We start from the raw sequence: 23,550 nt of genomic DNA, 5'->3' as shown, positions 1-23,550 counted from the left end.
TCCAAAAATAGAAGGAATTTTCGTAATCATAGAAGAATTAAATGTTAATAAATTATAAAGAGGTGTATGATAATTGGAATCATCCCGCTATATTGTCAAGAAGTTACCTGCGTATCGGGCCATTGGCCTGAAATGGGAAGGTGCATACAGCGAAGTGGCACAATTAAAGGAAGTAATCAATGAAATGACTCTACGAATAGACGAGTTAAAAAATCCACTTGATCGCAACACACAGCTTGGTTTATCTTATCATTTAAGACCAGACGGTTTTGTCCATTACTCTCTTTTTGAAGTAAACGAGTTTGAGGAAATACCACCTGGGATGGTGGAATTCTATGTTCCTGAACTCACATACGTCACCACACATCACGATAAAGGAGAGAATATAGGGCAAAGCTATTCGGATATCGGAATTTGGATTAGCAAAATGAACTATATCCCGTATGTTGATGCAAGTAAAACCTATTACGACCCATTACCGATTAAACATGAAAGATACCCGCGTGATAGAGACTTGTCAGATCCACATTTTGAAATTCTCATCCCAATTGAAAATGTCATTTCGAAAAAAAAATAAACTGCATATTTGGAGGGAATGAAATTAGGTCATGAACTTTTCACGAGGAATCAAATGTACCACCGGAAGTAAAAGAAATTTATGTAACAGGAGGAAAAAACAGAGATTGCTTATAAAACGATGAGAGATGCTGCTGTAATTGCTAAAAAATGTTAGGCATTTCAGATCGCCAATGGTTGACAGAAAAGAAAATAGAGGTATATACGTCTCTTACTTTTATCAAAACGGAAAAGTCTTTTGTCCAAATGGACCCAGATCAGTTAAATTAAGAAGGAGTGCAACTATGACAATAACTTACAAATCACGCGAAGAAGTTCCCTTAAAGGAAAAATGGAATTTAGAGGACCTTTACATAAATCTTCAAAAGTGGGAAGAAGATTTAAAAATGATAGAATTGCTGGCAAATGAATTAAAAACTTTTGATGGAGCTATACACAACGGAATTCAGTTATATCAATTTTTAACAACTCAAGAGAAACTGTCCTATAAATTTAATCACCTCTTTGCCTATGCAATGCTAAAGGTTGATGAGGATACTCGTGATACAACTTCCCAATCATTATTGGAACGTGCAAGAGCATTAAGTGTAAAGATTAGTTCAGCTACATCTTTCTTTCTCCCTTTTTTGCTAAGCTTAGATGAACATACCTTAAAAAAATATATAGCTGAGGAGAAAGGATTAACTTATTTTGAGAAAGACCTTTTTGAATCATTTCGATACAAAAAGCACGTATTGAGCAAGGAACAAGAAGCGCTCATGTCTCAATTTGGGGAAGCCTTATCAGCACCAGCCAATACTTATGCGATGATCAATAATGCTGATATTAAGTTTGGAGAGGTGACAAATGAAAGTGGGGAAAAGGTTGAGCTTACAAGAGGAATGTACTCGAAATTAATCGAGGATGAAAATCGGGATAAGAGAAAGGAAGCCTATAAAGCTTATTACAAACCATATCTCCAGATGAAAAATTCAATCGCTTCAACCTTGGCTGCGGCAATTAAAAATAATGTAACCACTTCAAAAATTCGCAACTACCCATCTGCACTTGAAAAAGGCTTATTTGCAGATAACGTTCCAAAAGAAGTGTACGAAAACTTAATCATGGCGACCAAGAAGCATATTGCACCATTGCATCAATACTCAGAATTTCGTAAAGAAAAGCTTGGGCTCGATGAATTAAGACAGTATGATATGAATGTTCCTCTTGTCAGTGGTGTAAAGCAGGTTATCCCTTATGATAAAGCATATGATATTATGCTAAGAGCATTAGCTCCACTAGGTGAGGATTATGTAAATACATTAAAGGACTTCAAAAAGGCGCGCTATTTTGATGTCAGAGAAACTCCAGGGAAACGTTCAGGCGCCTATAATCTTGGCGTCTATGGCGTGCATCCGTTTATTCTCTTGAATCATCAAGATGATCTCGATAGTTTATTTACGTTAGTCCATGAATGCGGCCATGGCGTACACAGTCAACTAAGTTCTCAATACCAACCACAAATTACAGCTCGCTACAGTATTTTCGTTGCAGAAGTAGCTTCAACGGTCAATGAAGTGTTGCTTATCAATTATTTGTTAGATAACGAAGAAAATGAAAAAGTACAACGTCATTTGCTTAATCATTTCATTGATAAATTTAGAGGGACATTCTTCACACAAGTCATGTTTGCTGAATTCGAAAAATTAACACACGAAAGAGCTGAACAAGGGGAGCCATTAAATGTTGAAGTTTTTAATACCATCTATGAAACTTTATTAAGAGAATATTATGGTGATACTATCGTTGCCGATGAAGAGATGAAATACGGATGGGCAAGAATCCCACATTTTTATCGACCATTCTACGTATATAAGTACGCAACAGGATTTGCATCAGCAATTCAAATTGCGACGAATCTTCTAAAAGGTAATGAAGAAACTTTATACAACTATTTAGAGTTTTTAAAGAGTGGAAGCTCCGATTATCCGCTTGAGCTGTTAAAGAAAACGGGAGTCGATTTAACTTCGCCAGAACCAATCAAGAATTCTTTGGCCAAGTTTAAGGAACTAGTTGAAGAATTTTCATCTCTATAAAATAATGGCTTGTTACTGCTGGAAAGTATATATAAGGTCACTTCCTTTTAAATAATTCATGTTATACTTACCTTCAGAAAGTATGAGGGGTTTAGTGATGAACAAAGAGAAGAAATATGAAAAAGATTTATTTCCACCAGTTAAAAAATATTTTTCTAAACTGAACTATGAAGTATATGGAGAGGTGAACGACTGTGATGTCGTTGCCGTTAAAGCGGATGAATTGATTATTATCGAATTAAAATTACACTTCAACAGTGACTTACTAATTCAAGCAACAAACCGGCAACGTCTTACGGATCAAGTGTACGTTGCCATTCCAAAACCGCGTTTCAAACGAAATTCAAAAAAATGGCATGATATGTGCCATCTGTTGAAGAGGTTAGAGCTAGGCTTAATTATGGTTACATTTTTAAAATCCACTACTAAACTTGAAGTGATTTTAGAACCTGGACCATATGATCGAAAATATAGTATTCAAAGTTATAAAAGAAAACGTCAAAAGCTATTTGATGAAATTAAAGGTCGAAATATAAACGATAATATTGGTGGGAGCAATCAGATAAAAATCATGACCGCCTATAAGGAAAATTGTATTCAGATTGCCACTTGTTTCCTTCAATACGGACCATTATCACCAAAAAAGCTTCGACAATTGGGAACTGGAGATAAGACGCTATCGATTTTATCTCAAAACCATTACGGCTGGTTCAGAAGGATTGCAAGAGGAGTCTATGATCTTAGTGAACTAGGAAAAAAGGAGTTAGCAAATTTCCCCGAAGCTGTCAGCTACTACACAAGCTTAAATAAACAAACCTAGTCTGAAGGCTACAGCTTCAGACTAGGTTTGTTTTAGAACGCATTAATATTTCCAGCGATAATGTCCGGCAATAGGCGTCTTAAATGAAGTTAATTTGACTTCCGCAGCAAAGGGTGGGTTATTATGAATAAGATAGGGAGTACCGTCTGCAGCACGTTTGTCAGAAACAATTCCTACATGATGATATCCATCTAGAAATACGACAATATCGCCTGGTTGCCACTCTTTCAAATTTTCCACATCTCCTGGTACTAAATCGGTAGTTAGGCTCTCAGCATACCTTTCAAAAAAGACATATTGATTAGGTACTCGACGGAAATCGATATTTGGATCAGGTGCCCCTCCTACACGAGGATACAAATCCGTGTTAGTCGCAATATCGGCATCCATGACATCCTTCAAATTAATATTTGCCCCCAATAATCCACGCCAGATCACATCTGTACACACCCCTTCATCATCCGGGGGATAGCCACCATCATAATAATTGCTTTCATAACGGGTTCGCTGCTCAACCTCTTTTCGTGCTGCTTCAACAATATCGATTGGATCTGGTATCTGATTCTCATTTCTATCGACTTTAGCATATGCAGCTGGAATTTCAACCTTCTGTATAAATGGATTCTCCCAGTGAACCCCGAGATAATCAAGAATAATTCCTTTTCGAAAGAAGACAATAATGGAGAGTAAGAAAATAAATAAAAGAATGATTCTTGTTTTTTTCTTCACATTGTTCACCTCATTATAAGCACAGACGATTGAAATGAAAAAAAGTTTCAAGTAAATTTTAAATATTAACAAAATTATTATCGAGATATATAATTTTGCAACCTCATGATTATAATAAATGTATTATTAAAAGAGTGATAAAGTAAGAAATTGTGAAATTTTCTTAAAAATTTACGCAATTCCAGAAAATATTATTGTTTTTTCAGAAAAATAGTTGTATGATAGCTTTTGTTGATTATTTTTATCGTCTAAGGAGTAGTTTTTTTTATGAAGAACAAACTTTCTTTTTCATCTTATTCTGTCATAGGAGTTATGCTATTTGCTCTATTTTTCGGAGCAGGGAACTTAATTTTTCCGGCACAGCTCGGGCAGAATGCTGGGACAAACTTTTGGCCAGCCGTCATTGGCTTTTTAACTACTGGTGTCGGACTTCCCTTGCTCGGGATTTTAGCAATGGGCTTTTCTGGAAGTTCCAATTTACAGGATTTAGCAAGTCGTGTTCATCCGACATATGGAGTATTTTTTACTTCATTATTGTACTTAACAATTGGACCCTTCTTTGCAACACCGCGGACCGGTACTGTTGCATTTGATATTGGAATTTCTCCTTTTGTGGGAGAAAAATTTTCACAATTTGGACTCTTTATTTTCACACTTATTTTCTTTGGAATTACATTGTGGTTATCATTAAATCCAGCGAAAATAGTAGACCGAGTTGGAAAAATATTATCACCAGGAATTATTATTTTACTATTTGTATTATTGCTAATGTCGATCGTAAACCCAATCGGCTCTTTTGAAGCACCTCAAGACGCATACAAAAATGGGGCATTTAGCAAAGGCTTTCTCGAAGGTTACAATACAATGGATGCCCTTGCTTCACTCGTTTTTGGAATTATTGTTATTAATGCGATTCGTGCATTAGGTGTGACTTCGAAAGGAGAAATTTTAACGGCTACCATTAAAACGGGGCTTGTAGCAGTTTCCTTGCTGGCATTAATCTATGTCGGCATCACCTATTTAGGAGCTACCACGACAGAGCGTTTTGGGTTATTTGAAACAGGCGGACCAGTATTAAGCAATGCTTCTTCGTACTATTTTGGCTCATTTGGTTCATTGATGCTCGCTATTTTGATCACACTTGCATGTTTAACAACCAGCATTGGGTTAATAACAGCTTGTGGAGAATACTTTCATACGTTGCTGCCAAAAGTTAGCTATCAAGTATTTGTGATTATTTTCTCTCTATTTTCGTTTGTTATTGCCAACTTTGGATTAGCAAATATCATTACATTCTCCATTCCAGTATTGATGTTTTTATATCCACTTGCCATTACACTTATGATGTTAACTTTCGTTTCACCATTCTTTAATCATGCGAGATTAGTGTATGTAGCAGCAACAGTAGTTGCCTTTTTAATTAGCATTATAGATGGCTTTAAAACATTATGTGATTCACTTGAAATTTCCTATTTTAGATGGATGGAACCGATTATCTCCTTTTATAAACAAACATTGCCTTTCTATGAGCACGGGCTAGGCTGGCTTATTCCAGTCGTCATTACAATGGTTATAACAGGAGTCATCTCCCGCTTTCAAAAGACAGAAACAATTTATGTAAAATAAGGATTATAAAATGGAACCAGTTCTTACTAAAAGGGCTGGTTTTCATGCACGTAAACAAGCCCTTTGCTTTTCTTTCTTATTAACTTCATGTATGATAAAGACTGATTCATTTAGATAAAGGAGTGGTCGAGATGACAAAAAAAGGATACATACAAATGCAAGATGGAAAGAAAATTGAATTTGAATTATACCCTAATGAAGCACCGGGAACGGTAGCCAATTTTGAAAAGCTGGCAAATGAAGGCTTTTATAATGGCTTAACTTTCCACCGTGTCATCCCTGGTTTTGTTAGCCAAGGTGGTTGCCCAGTTGGAAACGGAACAGGTGGACCAGGATATACAATAAAATGTGAAACTGCTGGGAACCCACATAAACATGAGGTAGGATCCTTATCAATGGCTCATGCAGGCAAAGACACTGGTGGAAGTCAATTCTTCATTGTTCACGAACCACAGCCGCATTTAAATGGCGTCCACACTGTTTTTGGCAAGGTGACTTCCGGAATGGAAACCGTTCTTAACCATAAACAAGGCGATGTGATGGAGAAAGTTGAAGTATTTGATGCATAAAAAAAGAGAGTAGAGACTCTCTTTTAGAATGTCGGCAAAAAGGCATCGAGAGGTAAATTGATCTGCACCCTGTCAAGTAGACAGTGGAAATAATAAAAATGATCTAAGCGGCTTTAGCTCTATATTCCATAGGGCTAAGGCCGTTTAATCGTTTTTGATATCTTTCATGATTATAGAATTGTATGTACTCATCTATAGCTAACGATAGTTCTTCAAATGTCGTGAACTTACGCCTATAATATTTCTCACATTTGAGTGTTCCCCAAAAAGATTCCATTGGTCCGTTATCAATACATCTACCCACTCGGGACATGCTTTGTTTCATTTTTGCTTTATCTATTTTTCGTTTAAATTTCTTGGAGGTGTATTGAAATCCACGGTCACTATGAATAAGAGGACGTTCTCCATTCAAAAGTGCTGTAGCTTTGTCAAGCGTCTTGAATACAAGGTTATTATTATTGGAATGCCCAAGGACATAGCTAACAATCGATCCATCGTATAGATCGCGAATGGCGCTTAAATAAGCTTTTTTAGTTCCATATTTAAGTTCTGTGACATCTGTAACCCATTTTTCATTAGGCTTTTCTGCTGTAAACTCGCGATTTAGGACATTTTCTGCCGCATGCTGAGGGGTAGAGGGTTTGCTCGATCTGTGGGTACGCGTTTTAACCATTTATAGTAAGCAGCCCGTGATATCCCAGCTATTTCACAAAGTAAGATAATGCTTAAATTCTCTTTTTCATGAAGCTCCTGAATAGCGATATACTTGTCCTCAAATCGGATTTGGCTTATCTTCGCCTCCTTTCGATCTCCTCTAACTTTTTTAAGAATAGGTTTTCTGCACGTAGCCGTTCATTTTCCCGTTCTAATCTTTTCATTTCCAGCTGGATCTTCTCTTCTGGGGATAGCTCGGATTCTATTTTATTTCTTCCACGTTTATCTTTTAGTGCTTCGTCTCCGCCATCTTCATACTTCTTAACCCACTGGTACACTTGTTGATAAGAGACCTGGTAGGTCTCAGCTGTTACTTGATAATCTTTTCCGTTCCCTAGACAATCGAGTACAATTTGAATCCTCTCATCCCAAGTAGTTTTTCTCCCTTTAGTCATAGATCTCGTCCTTCCTTTTGACGTATCCTTTAATTCTCTATGACTATTATTATACTGCTTAATCCACCTTTGGAGGACGGAATGACTGGATATTTCATACTTTTCGACAACTCCAATTAAAGAGTGAAGACCTGACATATAATCACTGACAGCTAATAGTTTTAATTCCTTCGTGTATCTTTTCCAGGTTGAACATTCCTTTAAACCTTCAACCCCATATGTATCAAATTTGTATTTCCACTTCCTAATTGTAGATTCACTCACCTTATACCTTTTACCAATCTCAACTAATGTAGCTGTGCCATCTTCCCACATTTTTAAGATTTCTAATTTTATTTCAGGTAGATAGGATCTTTTAGACATAAAAAACTCCCCATTAAATAGCCAGATTTTTATTTTTTAATCTGTCTACCTAATGGGGAGCATATCAAATCTTTCGTTGCCTTTTCGTATTTTTAGAAGAACCTGCAACCGCTATAGCAAAAATGACACGACAAGAATTCCTTATTTTACTGTTTTTCTGGCCCATTCTGATATAAAATCAGCTGCCCAAACAAGGAGAATATAACAGAAAAGCAGCAATGTTATATCGGAATAGTGGAAGAAGCTCATGCTTAATTTAAATTGCTGACCAAGTCCTCCTGCACCAACGAACCCAACAATGATAGTCGTCCTCATGATGACCTCCCAGCGATAAAGAATATACGTAAGAAATTGTGGAAAGACAGAAGGGAGGACACCGTACATAAGAATTTGCCCTTTGCCTGCACCGGATGAAGCTAAGTGACGAATGGGTCTGGCATCTAAATCCTCTACAACTTCAGCACATAGTTTTCCCAATATGCCAAAATTATGGAGCGCTAATGCAATAGCTCCAGGTAAAATTCCAGGTTTAAATATAAAGATGATCATCATCGCCCAAACCAATTCAGGGATCGCTCTACTAAGTATATAACCGACACGAATTACAGCGAAGGAAACCCAGTTGTACCAACGCCTTGTTAAAGTTAATTTTCCATTTGCAACATTTCTCGCAGCAGGCAAAACCGTCAAAAACATGAGCACAGTGGAAAAACCGATCGCCATGATACTCATCCGCAACGTATCATAGGTCAAGGAAATCGCTGCCTTCCAGCTTTCTCCATTAAAAAATGCCGGAGATTCGTCACCTAAACCAAACATATTCGCAAAAAATTTCTTGGCAAACTCTAGATTCTTTGTTGAGAAAAGTTCTATTATGCTCGCTCGATCGACGATATAAATATAGCACCATGCTCCTACCAGAAGACCAGCTGTAAGAAGGGAAGAAAAAGGAAGAAACCAATGTTTAGTGGAATGAGTCCATTTACTTCTTAATTGACTGCTCCACCAATCTATTAAGACAACTATAGCGATTAAAAAGAAAATAAAAGTCCAGACCTCATCGTAATGTAAATCATCGAGAGACAATTGGATTTGGTATCCTAATCCGCCAAGGCCGACAAAGCTCATGATTGCGGAAGAGCGAATCCCACATTCAAACCGGTACATCGTATAGCTCAGCATTCCAGTTTTCACAATCGGAAAGTAACCGTAAAAAAACAATTGCCATCTTGATGCACCAGTTGATTTCAAAGCTTGAATAGGCTCTTCCGGAACATCTGCAAGCATGTCTGCGAAAATTCTCCCTAATATTCCGCCAAAGGGGAGAGCAAGGGCGAAAATAGCAGCAAAAGGACTAAGACCGAATGATGCGACAAATAACCATGCCCATACTAATTCATGAATCGCTCTTAGAAATCCAAGAACTCCTCGAAAAATCGTTTTAAAAAGGGAACCGAGCGGTCCAGCTTCAAAAAATATCCCCGATGCTAGTATTCCGAGAATAAAAGCTATGACAATAGCAAGTCCAACTCCTGCCACTGCATAGGATAAGGTGATCCAAGTTGATTGGATCGCCAGAAGGATAATCTCCTTCGATAAATCAGGCTGAAACAGTGCTTCTAAAATCTGGAAGAGAGTGCTTAATCCACCGGAATGAAACAGATCTTTATCCCAATTAACCGCTAATAAACTCCAAAGAAATACCCCAATTAAAATGAAGGTAAGGTACGTTTTTTTGTGTGTGCTGAAAAGCTCCAACCTCATTACACTTTCTCCTTTAACACGTAAAGGGAGGCCAAATCCTTTGCACTCACCTCGTGAGCGGGTAAGTCAAAGTAGATCATTCCATCTCTCAAAGCAATGATGCGCGTGAAATATTTCTTAGCGTATTCTACCGAATGCAAGCTTGTAATTAAGGTTTGTTTTTCTTCATGAACCAGCTTTGTTAATATTGCCAGCACATCTTCAGCTCTTGCAGGATCAAGTGATGCGACTGGCTCATCCGCCAAAATAATTTCTGGCTTTTGGACAAGGAGGCGAGCAAGAGCAACACGCTGTTGTTCACCGCCAGACAAATTTGACGTTTTTTCTGACCATTTATCCCCTAAACCAACTCGTTCCAATGCATTCATCGCCAAGATCTTCTCTTGCGGATAGATTAAGGAGAGGAGAGACTTAAATAAACTCCAATCGGAAAGCTTTCCTGCTAAAACATTGTGAATGACAGGCAATTGGTCGACTAAATCAAATTGTTGACGAATCATCCCAAGTTTTTTTGCGAGCATTTTTCGATTTTGCATTTCCTTGAAACTTAATTGATCTATCCATAATTCGCCTTCATCAGGCTTTATAATGGTAGCCAACGTATTAAGAAGGGTTGTTTTCCCAGCACCGCTTGGGCCAATCAAGGCTACTTTTTCACCTTTTTTAATAGAGAAAGAGAGGGAAGATAAGGCTATCTTCCCTTGGAACTGAATCTTTAAATTTTTCGCTTCGATAATATTGCTAGATGCCACTGCATCCTCACCCCAATTACTTCGTTGCTTTACTTAATAATCCCAAGTTCTTTTGCCACTTTCTCGATGGCATCATAATTTTCATTTGTTGTTTCGATAAATTTATCTGTTTCAAAAATATCCAGCATTTCTTTTTGTGCTTCACCCATTGAAAGAAGCGCCTTTTTTACTTTTTCCTTTGTTCCTGCTCCAAATACATCATCAACCGTATTAATTGTCCAATTATAATCATAGTAGGCAGGTGTGGTATAAAATACATCTACTTTGTTGAGATCCACTTTGCCTTCTTTTATCGCACCTTCCCAAACAGCTTCGTTTAATGCTCCTGCCTGAAAGGTTCCCGACTCCACTAATTTGTATGTTTTATCGTGTGAGCCTGAATAATTCGGTTCACCTGCTAAATCTTCCTCCGGATCAATTCCATTTTCCAACATATAATATCTTGGCATTAAATGGCCGGATGTCGAGCTTTCACTCCCAAATGTGAAGCTTAGTCCTTTAATATCCTCAAGACTGTCGAGCTGCAGGTCTTTTTGCGCCACAAAAACAGAATGGAATTCTTCATCTCGAGGTCTTTGTGCAATCGCCTCTGCACCTTCAACAAGGCTCATTGCTTGTACACTTGTTAAGCCGCCAAACCATGCAAGTTGAACTTCTCCACGCTCAAAAGCAGTAACGAGAGCAGCGTAATCAACTGATGGAACAAATTTGACATCTAATCCTGTTTCACTTGCCAAATACTCAGCAATTTGCTCCATGCTTCTATTTAACTCCGCTGCATTTTGGTCGGGAATAGCGCCAATGTTAAAAACTTTATTGGAATCTACTTCTGTTTCTTCTTTATCGTTTTGCGAGCATGCCGAAAGAGCAAGCACTATTAATAGAGAAAAAGATAAAATTAATCGTTTTTTCATTTTTTATCCTCCTGCTGTTTAATTCTTGACCAATGTAATTATAGTGGATTCAACAGTGAATTAATAGAGATTTTCGGTATGTTCGTATCTATATTATCGATAATTATAATTGGGAATAAACTATTTTTCCGATATAAAAAAAAGGATTTATGGGCATAAAATTTATATATAATGTGAAATCGATAGCGATTTTGACCAAACAAAAAAAGCAAGAGCAGAAAAACGATTTTATTTCTCTACGCTTGCTTAATCAGCTAAGATTCTGTTTTTAAGCTATCCGAAGTGCCGTTACGACAACTGCTGCTTCCATTTTTCAACATCCCAGATCTTTGTAACCCAATCTTCATAAAAATCTGGTTCGTGGCAAACGATTACGACCGTCCCTTTATATTCCTTTAAAGCTCGCTTTAATTCAGCCTTCGCATCTATATCAAGGTGGTTCGTTGGTTCGTCAAAGAGAAGCCAGTTACTTTCGTGCATTTGCAGCTTACATAGACGCACCTTCGCTTGCTCACCGCCGCTTAGTTGGTTCATAGGTCTTGAGATATGTTCATTCTTCAACCCGCAACGAGCAAGGGCAGCTCTTACTTGGTGCTGATCCATTCCTGGGAACTCATTCCATACATCATCAATAGGCGTAATATCCTTCGCCTTAACTTCCTGCTCAAAATAAGAAGGGAAGAGGAAATCGCCTCTTTCAAGTTTTCCACTTAAGGGTTTAATGACTCCGAGCATTGTTTTTAATAACGTTGATTTACCGACGCCATTACAACCAACAATGGCGATTTTTTCACCGCGTTCAATCGTCATAGACATCTTTGGTAATAACGGCTGGTCATAGCCAATTTCAAAATCCGTGCCTTCAAATACATAGCGTGAACTGCTACGTGATTCCTTAAAAGAGAATGTCGGTTTGACCGCAGTTTCCGGACGTTCAATCCTTTCTAATCTCTCAAGCTGTTTCTGACGACTTTTTGCGCGCCCTGTCGTTGAATAACGTGCTTTATTCTTCGCAATAAACTCTTCCTGCTTTTTAATAAATTCTTGTTGTTTCTCATAAGCATTAATATGTTGGTTTTTGTTGATTTCAGCTAATTCCAGAAATTTTTCATAGGTTGCAGTATAACGATTCATTTTTGAAAACTCAAGGTGAAAAATAACATTTGAAACTTGGTTCATAAATTCTGTATCATGAGAAATTAGTATGAAGGCATGCGGATATTCTTTCAAATAACCTGCAAGCCAGCGAATATGTTCGACATCTAAAAAGTTTGTTGGTTCATCTAACAAAAGCACTTGGGGTTTTTCTAACAAAAGCTTTGCTAATAGTACCTTCGTTCTTTGTCCGCCACTAAGCGCCGTCACATCCCGCTCCAACCCGATCGCATCCAAACCAAGTCCTCTAGCTGCATCTTCAACTTTTATATCAAGATTATAAAAATCACCAGCATCAAGACGATCTTGAATTCCAGCCATTTGTTCTAACAAAATTTCTAATTCTTCAGGAGTAGCATCTCCCATTTTAGCCGTTACTTCATTTAATTTCTTTTCTTCCTCAAACAATGGAAGAAACGCATCATTTAAAATATCACGAATTGTTTTACCTGGAGTTAATACCGTATGTTGATCAAGATAACCATAATGAACGCCAGGTGTCCATTCAACCTTTCCAGAATCATGAATTAACTGCTTCGTTATAATATTCATTAAAGTCGATTTTCCAACTCCATTTGCACCGACAAGACCGACGTGATCTTCGGCTAACAAACGGAAAGAAACATCTTTAAACAGGGTGCGATCCCCGAATGTATGGCTCAATTTTTCAACTGTTAATAGGCTCATAAATCTATCCTCACTTGTTCAAATTCTTTTTAAATGCATACCAATGAATATAATCACTTTATCTATCATACTAAATTCCACCACTCAAGACTAGATCTTTTGAGCCTGATTGCAGCATTTGGAAAAGGAATTTCAGCAAGTTTTTTGTCCGTTATAGGTGTACTAACAAAAAATATATGTTAAAGTGGTATACGAAACCACTCTATATATAAGGGTCTATGCTCCATGCATGGTTCGGGTAGTATTTTTCGGAAAGACCACCGAAAAATTCCCACCCTTTTCCCCTTGCATTCCGCATTTTGGCAGGTGTGGGACTATCGCCAAGCCGAACTACCCAAAACGAGGATTTACGGAGTTCGACTTGCTCTGACCATTGTACCTGCCAAACCGCCAGTGTTTTCGTTTGAGATAAATTCTTTTAACCATATTCAGATACGCTAGTGGGGCTAGCCCCACACCCCAGCCATCCACCACCCCAAAAAAAGGGAAAAAAGACCAAAAGATAAAATAATAACCTTAAAACTAAAAGGTTGTCATCAAGGCAACCAAAACCTCATTTATAAGGGGATATGCCATAAATTGCTGATCGTAATATACTAAAATCTTTTTTAATAAAAGTACTATTTTGAATCGGTGCTAAATGACACAGAAATATAATGTAAATATTTGAGAAAAAAGAAGGTATTTTAATATTTTAATAGAATTAAATTAAAATGAGGTATTATTCCTAGTAAAAAGGAGGAATATTTAAAGAGCAATAACACATTGATACTGTTAAATAATTCTTAAAGGAGAGGTATTATGAAAGGATTAAAAATTTTATTTATGTCCTTAGCAATGTGTTTTGGATTTTGCATTAGTAGTGCACGCTCTTAAGCCCCAGCTCTAATTAATTATTTTATAATAATATCAAAAGGAGCTGATTGACATCATGAAACGTACACGACATCCTAAGGATTTTAAAATACAAGTTTGTAAAGAGGCAATTGATACAGGTAATGCAGCCGTTGTAGCTCGTCGATATGAGCTTAGTTCAAACATGGTGAACCGTTGGGTAAAAGAATACAAGGAAGGGAAATACGATAACATAAGTGTGGGAGTAAATGGTACTCCTTTAGAAACAAAAAAGCTATCCCAAGAAAACGATCAATTAAAAAGACTATTAGGCGAAAAGGACTTAGAGATTGCGATTCTACGTGATCTTATAAAAAAGAAAAACCCTCACTTGCTGAAAAACTTGAAATAGCCGATAACTGGATAAATAAAGGCTATGCAAAACAGACAGTGCTTAAAATACTTGGTATTCCTCGTTCGACTTACTACTATCAAAAAAATGGCCGTGTCGAGGAGAAACAAGTAAGTGAGGGGCGTCCAGCACCAGGTTACTCCATCAACGAGGACGGGAAAAAGATCTCCGATGAACAAATAAAAGAATGGTTGCTTGAAGAAATTTCAGGTGACGGATTTGCCTATGGTTATCGTAAACTGACCAAACAATTAAGACGTAAATACCACCTAATCATTAATAAGAAGAAAGTTTACAGACTATGCAAAGAGTTAGATATTCTCCGTCCGCGACGACAAAAGAGAATCTCTTATCCTAGAAAACTGGCAAGAAACCGTATCATCTCGTCGTCCAATAAACTCTGGGAAACGGATATCAAGTATGGTTTTATTGATGGAGAACAAAAATTTTTCTTTGTGTGTTCTTTTATTGATGTATATGATCGCTCGATTATTGACTACCATATTGGGCTGAGTTGCAGTGGTGAAGATGTGAAACAGACTTTACAAAGGGCATTATGGAAAAGGAAATCATTTAATCAAATGAAAAAACCTGTGATTCGATCTGATAATGGACCACAGTTTATTTCCCAAGCCTTTGAACATGGCTGCGAGGAGTTTCAGATGGAACACGAAAGAATTCCTCCAAAGACACCAAATATGAACGCTCATATTGAGTCATTTCATCGTATTTTAGAAGATGAATGTTTTAGTAGATTTCAATTCCAATCATACGAAGAAGCGTATACAGAAGTGACTTCGTTTATAAAATTTTATAATGAACGCCGCATGCATTCTAGTATTCTAGATTTATCCCCAAAAGAATTTTATGAAAAACAGGGATCCTTGGCTATCAAGGATGTTCGGGTCTAGGTAGCTGGTATCGAACGAGCACCGGCTTGATTTGGAGTGGCGGGCGTGAATCGCCTCGTCTGGCGATGCCAAGTTTTGAAAAAGCTGGCTTCTTGGCAGGAGAATGATGCCCGCAGAGGCTCCATGTCAAGCCACCATGTCCTTTATGATAAATCACGAACGAGAAACAATAATAAAAAACTAGGGAAACAAGAGATTTAGTGAGCTATTGTCCAAAATTCGGGGGTTAATCCGCACGCAGCTGAGAAAGAACAAGAAGGTCTAACAAAAAAAGAGTATGACTATCTTCTTAATGTTGTAGGGCATACCGAAGAAGAAATTAAAGAATTGCCTGTTGAAGTGGCTAAAGAGTTAGTGAGTAATAAAGCTGAATTAAAGTCTACTAAGACAGTATATGAAAATATCGAACAAGAGAATGATGAATCAAATGGTGAGCAAGTTAGTATTCTAGGCACTATTCCATCAGCTGATATTCAACTTGGCGGTACAGTTTACAAAGTTACAAGTGACCGTTCTGGTTATAACAAATACTATATGTATGGAAATTATAGATGGTTAAAATCTCCATTCTATACACTAGTAGATAAAATGACTATTGGATTTCCATCTAGTTCAGGGTTTATCTTACCAACAAGTAATGGATCAATTACTCAACATCAACATCGTTACTCTTATGATTTTTATGGGAATGGAAAATGGGTAGATACTGCAATTAAATATTCACCAAGTGATTGGAGTGCAAACGCAGGCGTTGCAGGTTCATATGATCTTCGTAAGTTTAGTGATTTTACATTACATAAAGGTTATGTAGGTCAGTATGTATACGTAAGAAATACAACTCATGGCGATATGAATATTAAACTAGAATATGGGCATAAAAGAATAAGTGGTGCAATTACTGTCTCTGTTTATCCAGCAGGATTAGGAATTACCCCTACTACAACTACTGATACAAAATCTTATGCTCTTACACTTACTTATTAAAAAAGAGAAGAGAAGAACATAAATTAGTCTTAATTTTATTATAAAAAATATACTCATTTTTAAAGTTGAATGAAATCAATTTAAGAGTAGAGGTTAGTAAAGATAATTAAAAAATCTTTAACTAATCTCTTCTGATTATTTGTAGGATTTTATTTTCTACTTATGATTGGACTTATTATTAAACACATGAAATTTCATAAAATAAGAATGATTTAAATCAATGGAATTGAAATGTACTACGATGCGTAAAAAATATGAAACTATTATATAATTCTTTATAAAGTTTAATTTAAATGTTAAAGGAGCATTCCTGTTAGAAAGATTTTCGGGGACTTGAACAAAAAAGAGCCCTCTTGGTATGATATGGGGTGTCAAATCTGCAGAATTGACCCCTAACTTAGTTAACCAAGGAGGACTCCAAAATGGATTTTAAACAAAATCAGAAAATAAATCAAGTCACCGAAAAAACACTCGTAGTCGGAATCGATATTGCGAAGCAGACACACTACGCTTGCTTTGTGGATGATCGGGGACGAGTGCTCCAAAAATCCTTTTCGGTATTGCAGTCTAATGATGGTTTTCAGTATTTTTATCATCGTATTCTTACTGCGATGAAAGAACATGGAAAAACAGAAGTTATCGTAGGAATTGAACCTACTGGTCATTACTGGCTCAATTTAGCCTATTTCCTTGAGGAACATGGTATTCCTATCGTGATGACCAATCCCATACATGTCAAACGGTCAAAAGAGTTGGATGATAATTTGCCAACCAAACATGACCGGAAAGATGCCCTAGTCATCGCCCGTCTGATTAAGGATGGTCGCTTTAGTTATCCACGTATTTTAAAAGACATGGAGGCTGAACTTCGGGTTGGTTCCACTTTTAGAAATAAATTGACCGAGGAACTAGGCGTTGTCAAAAACAGGATGATTCGGTGGTTAGATCGCTATTTTCCTGAATTTACTCAGGTGTTTCCATCTTTCGGGAAGATGGCCTTGGCGGTACTTGAATGTACCCCATTCCCAAGTGATCTTCATCAAAAGCTACCCGATGAAATCTTGACGCTTTATCGGAAGGTCGAGGGACTCAAATCCCCTCAAAGACCGAAAGCTATGCGTCTTATTGAAGTCGCAGCTAACTCTATCGGAGTAACAGAAGGACGTGAGATGGCACGTATAGAAATCGCCACACTCGTCCGCCGTTACCATCAACTTGAACAAGATATCGAAAGCATTACTCAGCACTTAGTTGAGATTGTACAAACATCTGTAGAATATGAATGGCTATCAACGGTTCCAGGGCTTGGAGATACAACGATTGTTGATTTATTAGCTGAAATCGGAAGCTTCTCACACTACGAAGATCCACGCCAATTAATGAAACTCGCGGGATTAACGTTACGTGAAAACTCCTCTGGTCAGCACAAAGGTCAAAAGCGCATCTCTAAACGAGGGAGAAGAAAGCTGCGTGCCCTCCTCTTCCGGGTCATGATGCCAATGGTTCGTCACAATGAGGCCTTTAGACAGTTACATGAGTATTACACAAACCGTAAAGTTAATCCTTTGCGCAAGAAGCAATCCATTGTGGTTCTGTGTGGGAAACTATTAAAAGTGTTGCATGGAATCAGTACAAAGCACAAAGCGTTTGACGCTCAGCGAATGATGAAGGATATTCCAAGTCTCGCAGAGGCTATGTAAGTTCTACATCCCCTGAATAGACCTAGACAACAGGATGACACGGAGAAGCTGGCACTATTTTTTTCCATTCGACCTTGAGTCCCTAAAGGAGCTTTGCTAGCCTCTGCCTTATGACTAGACCGAACGAAGGAATGTAGGCACACAGATGCCCAGAGACATGGGAGGGTACGTCATCATAAGGGACGCAGAGATCCATGGTGCATCGTATAAATTTTTATCACTACTTTCCACCATTATCCAGTAGTGACAGCGTAGCGTATCTATGTATTGGAATAGTTTAACATATTAGGTAAATTTTATTAGGAATCGTGTCGAAAAATATTTTTTTGGCACTCCAACAGCGGTTCAAACCGTTGATATATCAATATTTATAGAGGGAGTGATAATAATGATATACATACTTTTATTTGTTGTACCGTTATTAGCTGTATTATGGTTTTTAAACTTTACTACTTTTTTAAAAAATCTAAACGTTGATAAAAACACTCAAACTCAGATTATATTAGGGGCTCTTTTGAGTTTTATGCTTGTTTTTGCAATTATGTATGGCTTTGTAGGACTTCACTAAAGAATTTAGTAGCATATATAATTATTAATACATTTACTCTAAACTTCTCAATAATCTGAGGGTTTTTTTCTTGATAGTTTTACACTCTACTTTCTATAAATTTTCATACAACAACATTATTATGTTTCAGAGTGTCGACAAAAGCCATCGAGAGGCAACCTCTCGGTGGCTTTTGTCATTTTTGGATAGTTGACTGTAAAAATCCGTTGATTTCCGCTCCGGGTGGCGCTTTCCGCAGGCGGGGCCGAGCCGCTTCGTGCACAATTAGAAATACTGACAATAGATCAATTAGTTCCTGATGATCATCTAGTGCGCAAGCTTCCGCCATTCAAGACTAGATCTTTTGAGCTTGATTGCAGCATTTGGAAAAGGAATTTCAGCAAGTTTTTTGTCCGTTATAGGTGTACTAACAAAAAATATATGTTAAAGTAATGGTATACGAAGCCATTCGTATCAAGGATAATACCAATATTTTATTGTCCTTATAGAAAAGACAAATGTATTTCGAGTTTTCGCAAAAATAAGGAGGTACCCTATCATGTCGAGCAAAAAATTAAACGTTTTTTTACAATCAAATTTGCAGGAATTAAAAGAAAAAGGACTTTACAATGTGATTGATCCCCTCGAAAGCGCAAACGGTGCCATCATAAAAATTAATGGAAGAGCACTGATTAATCTATCCTCAAATAACTATCTAGGCTTAGCTACTGATGCAAAACTGAAAAACGCTGCCTCAGAAGCAATCGAAAAATTCGGTGTAGGTGCTGGTGCTGTTCGGACGATCAACGGTACATTACAATTACATCTTCTCTTAGAAGAAAAGTTAGCAAAATTTAAAAATACAGAAGCTGCTATTGCTTACCAATCAGGCTTTAATTGTAATATGGCAGCGATAAGTGCGGTAATGGATAAAAATGATGCGATTCTTTCAGACGAATTAAACCACGCTTCCATCATTGATGGCTGTCGTTTATCCAAGGCAAAAATTATCCGCTACAATCATTCCGACATGAATGATTTACACGCGAAAGCGAAAGAAGCAACTGAATCTGGGCAATTTAATAAAGTAATGGTTATTACAGATGGTGTCTTTTCAATGGATGGAGATATCGCGAAACTACCGGAAATTGTCGAAATCGCTGAAAAATTCGACTTAATCACTTATGTGGATGATGCACATGGGTCAGGTGTACTCGGCAAGGGAGCAGGTACTGTTAAACATTTCAACCTATCAGATAAAGTCGACTTCCAAATCGGTACACTGTCTAAAGCAATCGGCGTTGTAGGAGGGTATGTGGCAGGAAAGCAAGAATTGATTGACTGGTTAAAAGTGCGGAGCAGACCATTTCTTTTCTCCACTTCTTTAACACCAGCAGATGTTGCCGCAAGTATAAAAGCGCTTGATATTTTAATGGAAAGCTCAGAGCTTAATGAGCGCTTATGGAAAAATGCTGATTACTTGAAAAAAGGGCTAGCAGCGCTTGGTTTTGACATCGGCGAGAGCGAAACCCCTATTACACCATGCATTATTGGCGATGAAGTAAAAACACAGAAATTTAGTCAACGTCTAAATGAAGAAGGTGTATATGCCAAATCAATTGTATTTCCAACTGTTCCTAAAGGAACCGGAAGAGTTAGAAATATGCCAACTGCAGCCCATACAAAGGAAATGCTTGATCAAGCACTTTCAATTTATGAAAAGGTCGGAAAGGAAATGGCGCTGATCTAACATTTTCTAGCTTGTGACAAATAAGGATGTAGTAAGGCAAAGGGTGGAGGACAATAGCAATGAAACGAATATTAATTACTGGTGCATTAGGGCAAATTGGTTCTGAATTGACGCTTAAGTTAAGAGAAATATATGGTAGAGATAATGTAATTGCTACAGATATTCGCCAAGAGGAAGAAACAGAAGGTCCATTTGAAATACTCGATGTTTCAGATCAGTTTCGCATGTATGAGATTGCCAAGAAGTTTAGAGTGGATACCATTATTCACCTTGCTGCATTACTTTCGGCAACAGCAGAAACGAAACCAATTTTCGCATGGAATTTAAATATGGGCGGTCTTGTAAACGCTTTAGAAACAGCAAGAGAGTTGAATTGTCAATTTTTCACACCTAGCTCTATCGGCGCTTTCGGACCGACAACACCGAAGGATCATACCCCACAGGTCACCATTCAGCGCCCGACAACGATGTATGGTGTCAATAAAGTAGCTGGTGAGCTGCTTTGTGATTACTATTTTCATAAGTTCTCAGTTGATACCCGAAGCTTGAGATTTCCAGGGTTAATTTCTTACGTCACCCCTCCAGGCGGAGGGACTACTGACTATGCAGTTGAAATCTATTATGAAGCGCTTCGCAAACAACAATATACGTCTTACATTGCAAAAGATACTTACATGGACATGATGTATATGCCAGATGCTTTAAACGCCATCATTCAATTAATGGAAGCTGATCCTGCCCAATTAAAGCATCGCAACGCATTCAATGTCACGGCGATGAGCTTTGATCCAGAAGAAATTGCAAATGAGATCCGGAACCATATACCGAACTTTGAATTAAATTATCAAGTTGATCCTGTTCGCCAGCAAATCGCTGAAAGCTGGCCAAACTCAATCGACGCAACGGCTGCGAAAGAAGAATGGGGCTTTAAGGCAACATACGATTTAAAACAAATGACCATTGATATGTTAGAACAGCTTCGTTCAAGATTATAAAACTACTATATTATCGCAAGCGTATTTTTTTGTACGCTTGCCTTTTTACCTTTATCCCACTGTATAATCTTAACTTATTTGAAAAAAGCTAGAGAGGAGATAAATAACTCTAGCTTTTTTGCATTTTAAACGCTACAATATAAACAAAAGTTTATAATTTATAAACTTTTGTTCGGAGCAAAAGGAGGTGAAAGTATGGCAGAACCACTATCAGAAAAGGAGAAATACCTTCTCCAACTGATACGAAAAAACCCGTATATCTCCCAACAGGATCTAGCGAAAGCGTTATCCATATCTCGACCAACAGTAGCAAATTTGATTTCAGGACTAATCAAAAAGGGTCATATTCTTGGTCGTGCCTACGTGTTATCCAAGGATGAACCGATAGTTTGCATCGGCGGAGCGAATATTGATAGGAAGTTCCATGTCAAAGAGAAAGCACAGTTTGGAACGTCAAATCCCTGCAAGTCGACACAAAGCGCTGGCGGTGTGGCACGGAATATCGCTGAAAATTTAGGGAAACTTGGAATGAATGTTTCATTAATCACTTGTTGTGGACTGGATTCCGATTGGCGTTTCATCAAAGAGGTTTCAGCTCCATATATGAACTTAGACTTTGTTTCACAAATTTCCAAAACTTCAACAGGTTCATATACAGCCATTTTAGAAGAAACGGGTGAGATGATTATGGCCCTTGCTGATATGGAAGTATATGAATTCATTACGCCAAAATTGTTGGAAAATCATCTAACTTTATTGAGACAGGCAAAATGCATCATCGCCGATTTAAATACACCAAAAGAAGGTCTCGAATATCTTTGCCAATTTTCCAGGGAAAATAATAAGGATTTAATTCTAATCCCGGTTTCATCTCCTAAAATGAAAAGACTACCAAAAAATTTACAAGATGTCACATGGTTAATCACGAACCGCGACGAATCCGAAGCTTATTTTAATAGAGAGATTAAAGATGCCAAGGATTGGAGCGTTGCTTTAGAAAGCTGGCTCTCCTTAGGAATCAAAAATGTCATTATTACAAACGGAAAAGACGGTGCTCTTATTGGAAATCGAGAAGAAATACTCTATATACCAGCACTCGAAACGAATGAGATCATCGATGTCACAGGGGCTGGAGATGCTTTCTCAGCCGCGGTTGTCTATTCATGGCTTGAAGGGAAAAGCATTAAAGAAATCGGAAAAGCCGGAACGATCAACGCATTAAAAACCTTGCAGTCCCCTCACACTGTTCGAGAGGATCTTTCGGCTGCACAATTACAGAAGGACATGGAGGAAATATAATGAAGTCATATATCGTTTTATCAGAAGAAGTAAAGCAAGCTCAAGAACAAGGTAAACCAATCGTGGCATTAGAATCAACGATCATCTCCCACGGCATGCCATATCCACAAAACGTTAAAACTGCACGAGAGGTTGAACAAATCATACGTGATAATGGAGCAGTTCCAGCAACAATTGCTATTTTAGACGGGAAAATCAAAATCGGTTTGTCCGATGAAGAATTAGAAATGTTCGGCCAAAGCAAAGAAGTGGCAAAGGCATCTCGCCGCGACATCCCTTATTTAATTGCAACAAAACAAAAAGGAGCAACAACAGTTGCCGCAACAATGATTTGTGCTGATTTGGCAGGGATTCGCATTTTTGTAACAGGAGGAATCGGCGGCGTACATCGGGGTGCTGAAACAACAATGGATATTTCTGCTGATTTAGAGGAGTTAGCGAACACAAATGTCGCTGTCGTTTGTGCTGGAGCAAAATCTATTCTTGACTTAGGATTAACAATGGAATACTTAGAAACGAAGGGCGTACCTGTGATCGGCTATCAAACAGAGCGGCTTCCTGCATTCTATACTAGAACAAGTGAATATTTTGTTAACTTCCGCGCGGACAAGGCAGAGGAAATTGCGGCAACATTAAAAACAAAATGGGATTTAAATTTAAAAGGTGGAGTCGTCATTACAAATCCAATTCCTGAAGAATACGCAATGGATGAAAAGGTAATAACGGATGTAATCGAAAAGGCACTGAAAGAAGCAGAAGAAAATCATATTACGGGGAAGGACTCTACACCATTTCTGCTGGCAAAAGTAAAAGAATTGACAGGTGGAAAAAGTCTCGAGACCAATATTGAACTAGTTAAAAATAATGCTCGCCTAGGTGCTGAAATCGCCGTCAGCTTTAATCAATAAGTAAAGCGTCTCTTTTAATTTTCCTTCGTCATCGCTGTAAAACGGTAAAGGGAGCTGCTCTATCGATCACC

18 protein-coding genes and 1 pseudogene are annotated in these 23,550 nt (G+C 37.8%); 13 read left to right on the top strand and 6 right to left on the bottom strand.

Features of this window, described 5'->3' with window-relative positions:
• Window positions 1-73: 73 nt before the first annotated feature.
• The 3 genes from NST02_RS13210 (at window position 74) to NST02_RS13200 (ending at window position 3,471) form a co-directional block, all read left to right on the top strand.
• Complete coding sequence (locus tag NST02_RS13210) at window positions 74-577, top strand: GyrI-like domain-containing protein (RefSeq protein ID WP_170943641.1); 504 nt, start codon at window positions 74-76, stop codon at window positions 575-577.
• 283 nt (window positions 578-860) lie between these two features.
• Complete coding sequence (gene pepF, locus NST02_RS13205) at window positions 861-2,651, top strand: oligoendopeptidase F (protein ID WP_137743983.1); 1,791 nt, start codon at window positions 861-863, stop codon at window positions 2,649-2,651.
• A 97-nt stretch (window positions 2,652-2,748) separates the two neighbouring features.
• Entirely contained in the window at window positions 2,749-3,471 is a 723-nt protein-coding gene (locus tag NST02_RS13200; RefSeq protein ID WP_137743982.1) for a DUF2161 domain-containing phosphodiesterase, read from the top strand.
• Between the two features lie 42 nt (window positions 3,472-3,513).
• Here NST02_RS13200 and NST02_RS13195 read toward each other — a convergent pair whose 3' ends face one another.
• Entirely contained in the window at window positions 3,514-4,200 is a 687-nt protein-coding gene (locus tag NST02_RS13195) for a DUF1287 domain-containing protein (protein ID WP_095313220.1), read from the bottom strand.
• Window positions 4,201-4,467: 267 nt separating this feature from the next.
• Here NST02_RS13195 and brnQ point away from each other — a divergent pair, with 267 nt between their 5' ends.
• Complete coding sequence (gene brnQ, locus NST02_RS13190; protein ID WP_137743981.1) at window positions 4,468-5,826, top strand: branched-chain amino acid transport system II carrier protein; 1,359 nt, start codon at window positions 4,468-4,470, stop codon at window positions 5,824-5,826.
• A gap of 131 nt (window positions 5,827-5,957) precedes the next feature.
• Complete coding sequence (locus NST02_RS13185) at window positions 5,958-6,395, top strand: peptidylprolyl isomerase (RefSeq protein WP_095313216.1); 438 nt, start codon at window positions 5,958-5,960, stop codon at window positions 6,393-6,395.
• A gap of 103 nt (window positions 6,396-6,498) precedes the next feature.
• Here the strand turns inward: NST02_RS13185 and NST02_RS13180 are convergent.
• From NST02_RS13180 to NST02_RS13160, 5 genes and pseudogenes are all read right to left on the bottom strand, one after another.
• A pseudogene (locus NST02_RS13180) lies at window positions 6,499-7,867 on the bottom strand (IS3 family transposase).
• Between the two features lie 141 nt (window positions 7,868-8,008).
• Window positions 8,009-9,631, bottom strand: coding sequence for a PhnE/PtxC family ABC transporter permease (locus tag NST02_RS13175; protein WP_095314876.1), 1,623 nt, complete (start codon window positions 9,629-9,631; stop codon window positions 8,009-8,011).
• Entirely contained in the window at window positions 9,631-10,383 is a 753-nt protein-coding gene (locus tag NST02_RS13170; RefSeq protein WP_095314875.1) for a phosphonate ABC transporter ATP-binding protein, read from the bottom strand. The genes NST02_RS13175 and NST02_RS13170 overlap by 1 nt, the downstream gene beginning before the upstream one ends.
• A 29-nt stretch (window positions 10,384-10,412) precedes the next feature.
• The gene (locus NST02_RS13165; protein WP_340949123.1) at window positions 10,413-11,297 is read right to left on the bottom strand and encodes a putative selenate ABC transporter substrate-binding protein; all 885 of its coding nucleotides are present in this window, start codon (window positions 11,295-11,297) and stop codon (window positions 10,413-10,415) included.
• Between the two features lie 288 nt (window positions 11,298-11,585).
• Complete coding sequence (locus NST02_RS13160; RefSeq protein ID WP_095314873.1) at window positions 11,586-13,139, bottom strand: ABC-F family ATP-binding cassette domain-containing protein; 1,554 nt, start codon at window positions 13,137-13,139, stop codon at window positions 11,586-11,588.
• Window positions 13,140-14,070: 931 nt separating this feature from the next.
• On the opposite strand from NST02_RS13160, the gene NST02_RS13155 reads away from it, so the two are divergent.
• From NST02_RS13155 to NST02_RS13120, 8 genes are all read left to right on the top strand, one after another.
• Window positions 14,071-15,296 (top strand): IS3 family transposase gene (locus NST02_RS13155; protein ID WP_340949122.1). Its coding sequence is split into 2 segments (ribosomal slippage): window positions 14,071-14,362 and window positions 14,362-15,296, totalling 1,227 coding nucleotides; the frame shifts between segments, so codons are not numbered across the junction.
• 327 nt (window positions 15,297-15,623) lie between these two features.
• Window positions 15,624-16,280 carry a hypothetical protein gene (locus NST02_RS13150; protein ID WP_212934496.1) on the top strand — a complete coding sequence of 219 codons (657 nt, stop codon included), beginning with the start codon at window positions 15,624-15,626 and terminating at the stop codon, window positions 16,278-16,280.
• A gap of 422 nt (window positions 16,281-16,702) precedes the next feature.
• Window positions 16,703-17,980, top strand: coding sequence for an IS110 family transposase (locus tag NST02_RS13145; RefSeq protein ID WP_095314896.1), 1,278 nt, complete (start codon window positions 16,703-16,705; stop codon window positions 17,978-17,980).
• 388 nt (window positions 17,981-18,368) lie between these two features.
• Window positions 18,369-18,548 carry a hypothetical protein gene (locus tag NST02_RS13140; protein WP_095306087.1) on the top strand — a complete coding sequence of 60 codons (180 nt, stop codon included), beginning with the start codon at window positions 18,369-18,371 and terminating at the stop codon, window positions 18,546-18,548.
• A gap of 538 nt (window positions 18,549-19,086) precedes the next feature.
• Window positions 19,087-20,277 carry a glycine C-acetyltransferase gene (locus NST02_RS13135; protein WP_095306088.1) on the top strand — a complete coding sequence of 397 codons (1,191 nt, stop codon included), beginning with the start codon at window positions 19,087-19,089 and terminating at the stop codon, window positions 20,275-20,277.
• Between the two features lie 59 nt (window positions 20,278-20,336).
• Window positions 20,337-21,272 carry an L-threonine 3-dehydrogenase gene (locus NST02_RS13130; protein WP_095306089.1) on the top strand — a complete coding sequence of 312 codons (936 nt, stop codon included), beginning with the start codon at window positions 20,337-20,339 and terminating at the stop codon, window positions 21,270-21,272.
• A gap of 195 nt (window positions 21,273-21,467) precedes the next feature.
• Window positions 21,468-22,571 (top strand): PfkB family carbohydrate kinase, encoded by a 1,104-nt coding sequence (locus tag NST02_RS13125; RefSeq protein ID WP_095306090.1) that lies wholly within the window; start codon window positions 21,468-21,470, stop codon window positions 22,569-22,571.
• On the top strand, window positions 22,571-23,479 hold the full coding sequence (locus tag NST02_RS13120; RefSeq protein ID WP_095306091.1) for a pseudouridine-5'-phosphate glycosidase: 909 nt from the start codon (window positions 22,571-22,573) through the stop codon (window positions 23,477-23,479). The genes NST02_RS13125 and NST02_RS13120 overlap by 1 nt, the downstream gene beginning before the upstream one ends.
• Window positions 23,480-23,550: the final 71 nt, after the last annotated feature.

The sequence above is a fragment of the Robertmurraya sp. FSL W8-0741 genome, assembly GCF_038004005.1.
GTDB lineage: Bacteria > Bacillota > Bacilli > Bacillales > Cytobacillaceae > Robertmurraya > Robertmurraya siralis.
The sequence above is the reverse complement of the archived record's forward strand: the minus strand, read 5'-3'. Positions and strand labels throughout refer to the sequence as shown.

Coding starts and splice junctions, on each gene's coding strand:
- pepF (WP_137743983.1), top strand. CDS start 861: ATGACAATAACTTACAAATCACGCGAAGAAGTTCCCTTAAAGGAAAAA.
- NST02_RS13200 (WP_137743982.1), top strand. CDS start 2,749: ATGAACAAAGAGAAGAAATATGAAAAAGATTTATTTCCACCAGTTAAA.
- brnQ (WP_137743981.1), top strand. CDS start 4,468: ATGAAGAACAAACTTTCTTTTTCATCTTATTCTGTCATAGGAGTTATG.
- NST02_RS13185 (WP_095313216.1), top strand. CDS start 5,958: ATGACAAAAAAAGGATACATACAAATGCAAGATGGAAAGAAAATTGAA.
- NST02_RS13175 (WP_095314876.1), bottom strand. CDS start 9,631: ATGAGGTTGGAGCTTTTCAGCACACACAAAAAAACGTACCTTACCTTC.
- NST02_RS13165 (WP_340949123.1), bottom strand. CDS start 11,297: ATGAAAAAACGATTAATTTTATCTTTTTCTCTATTAATAGTGCTTGCT.
- NST02_RS13160 (WP_095314873.1), bottom strand. CDS start 13,139: ATGAGCCTATTAACAGTTGAAAAATTGAGCCATACATTCGGGGATCGC.
- NST02_RS13145 (WP_095314896.1), top strand. CDS start 16,703: ATGGATTTTAAACAAAATCAGAAAATAAATCAAGTCACCGAAAAAACA.
- NST02_RS13140 (WP_095306087.1), top strand. CDS start 18,369: ATGATATACATACTTTTATTTGTTGTACCGTTATTAGCTGTATTATGG.
- NST02_RS13135 (WP_095306088.1), top strand. CDS start 19,087: ATGTCGAGCAAAAAATTAAACGTTTTTTTACAATCAAATTTGCAGGAA.
- NST02_RS13130 (WP_095306089.1), top strand. CDS start 20,337: ATGAAACGAATATTAATTACTGGTGCATTAGGGCAAATTGGTTCTGAA.
- NST02_RS13125 (WP_095306090.1), top strand. CDS start 21,468: ATGGCAGAACCACTATCAGAAAAGGAGAAATACCTTCTCCAACTGATA.
- NST02_RS13120 (WP_095306091.1), top strand. CDS start 22,571: ATGAAGTCATATATCGTTTTATCAGAAGAAGTAAAGCAAGCTCAAGAA.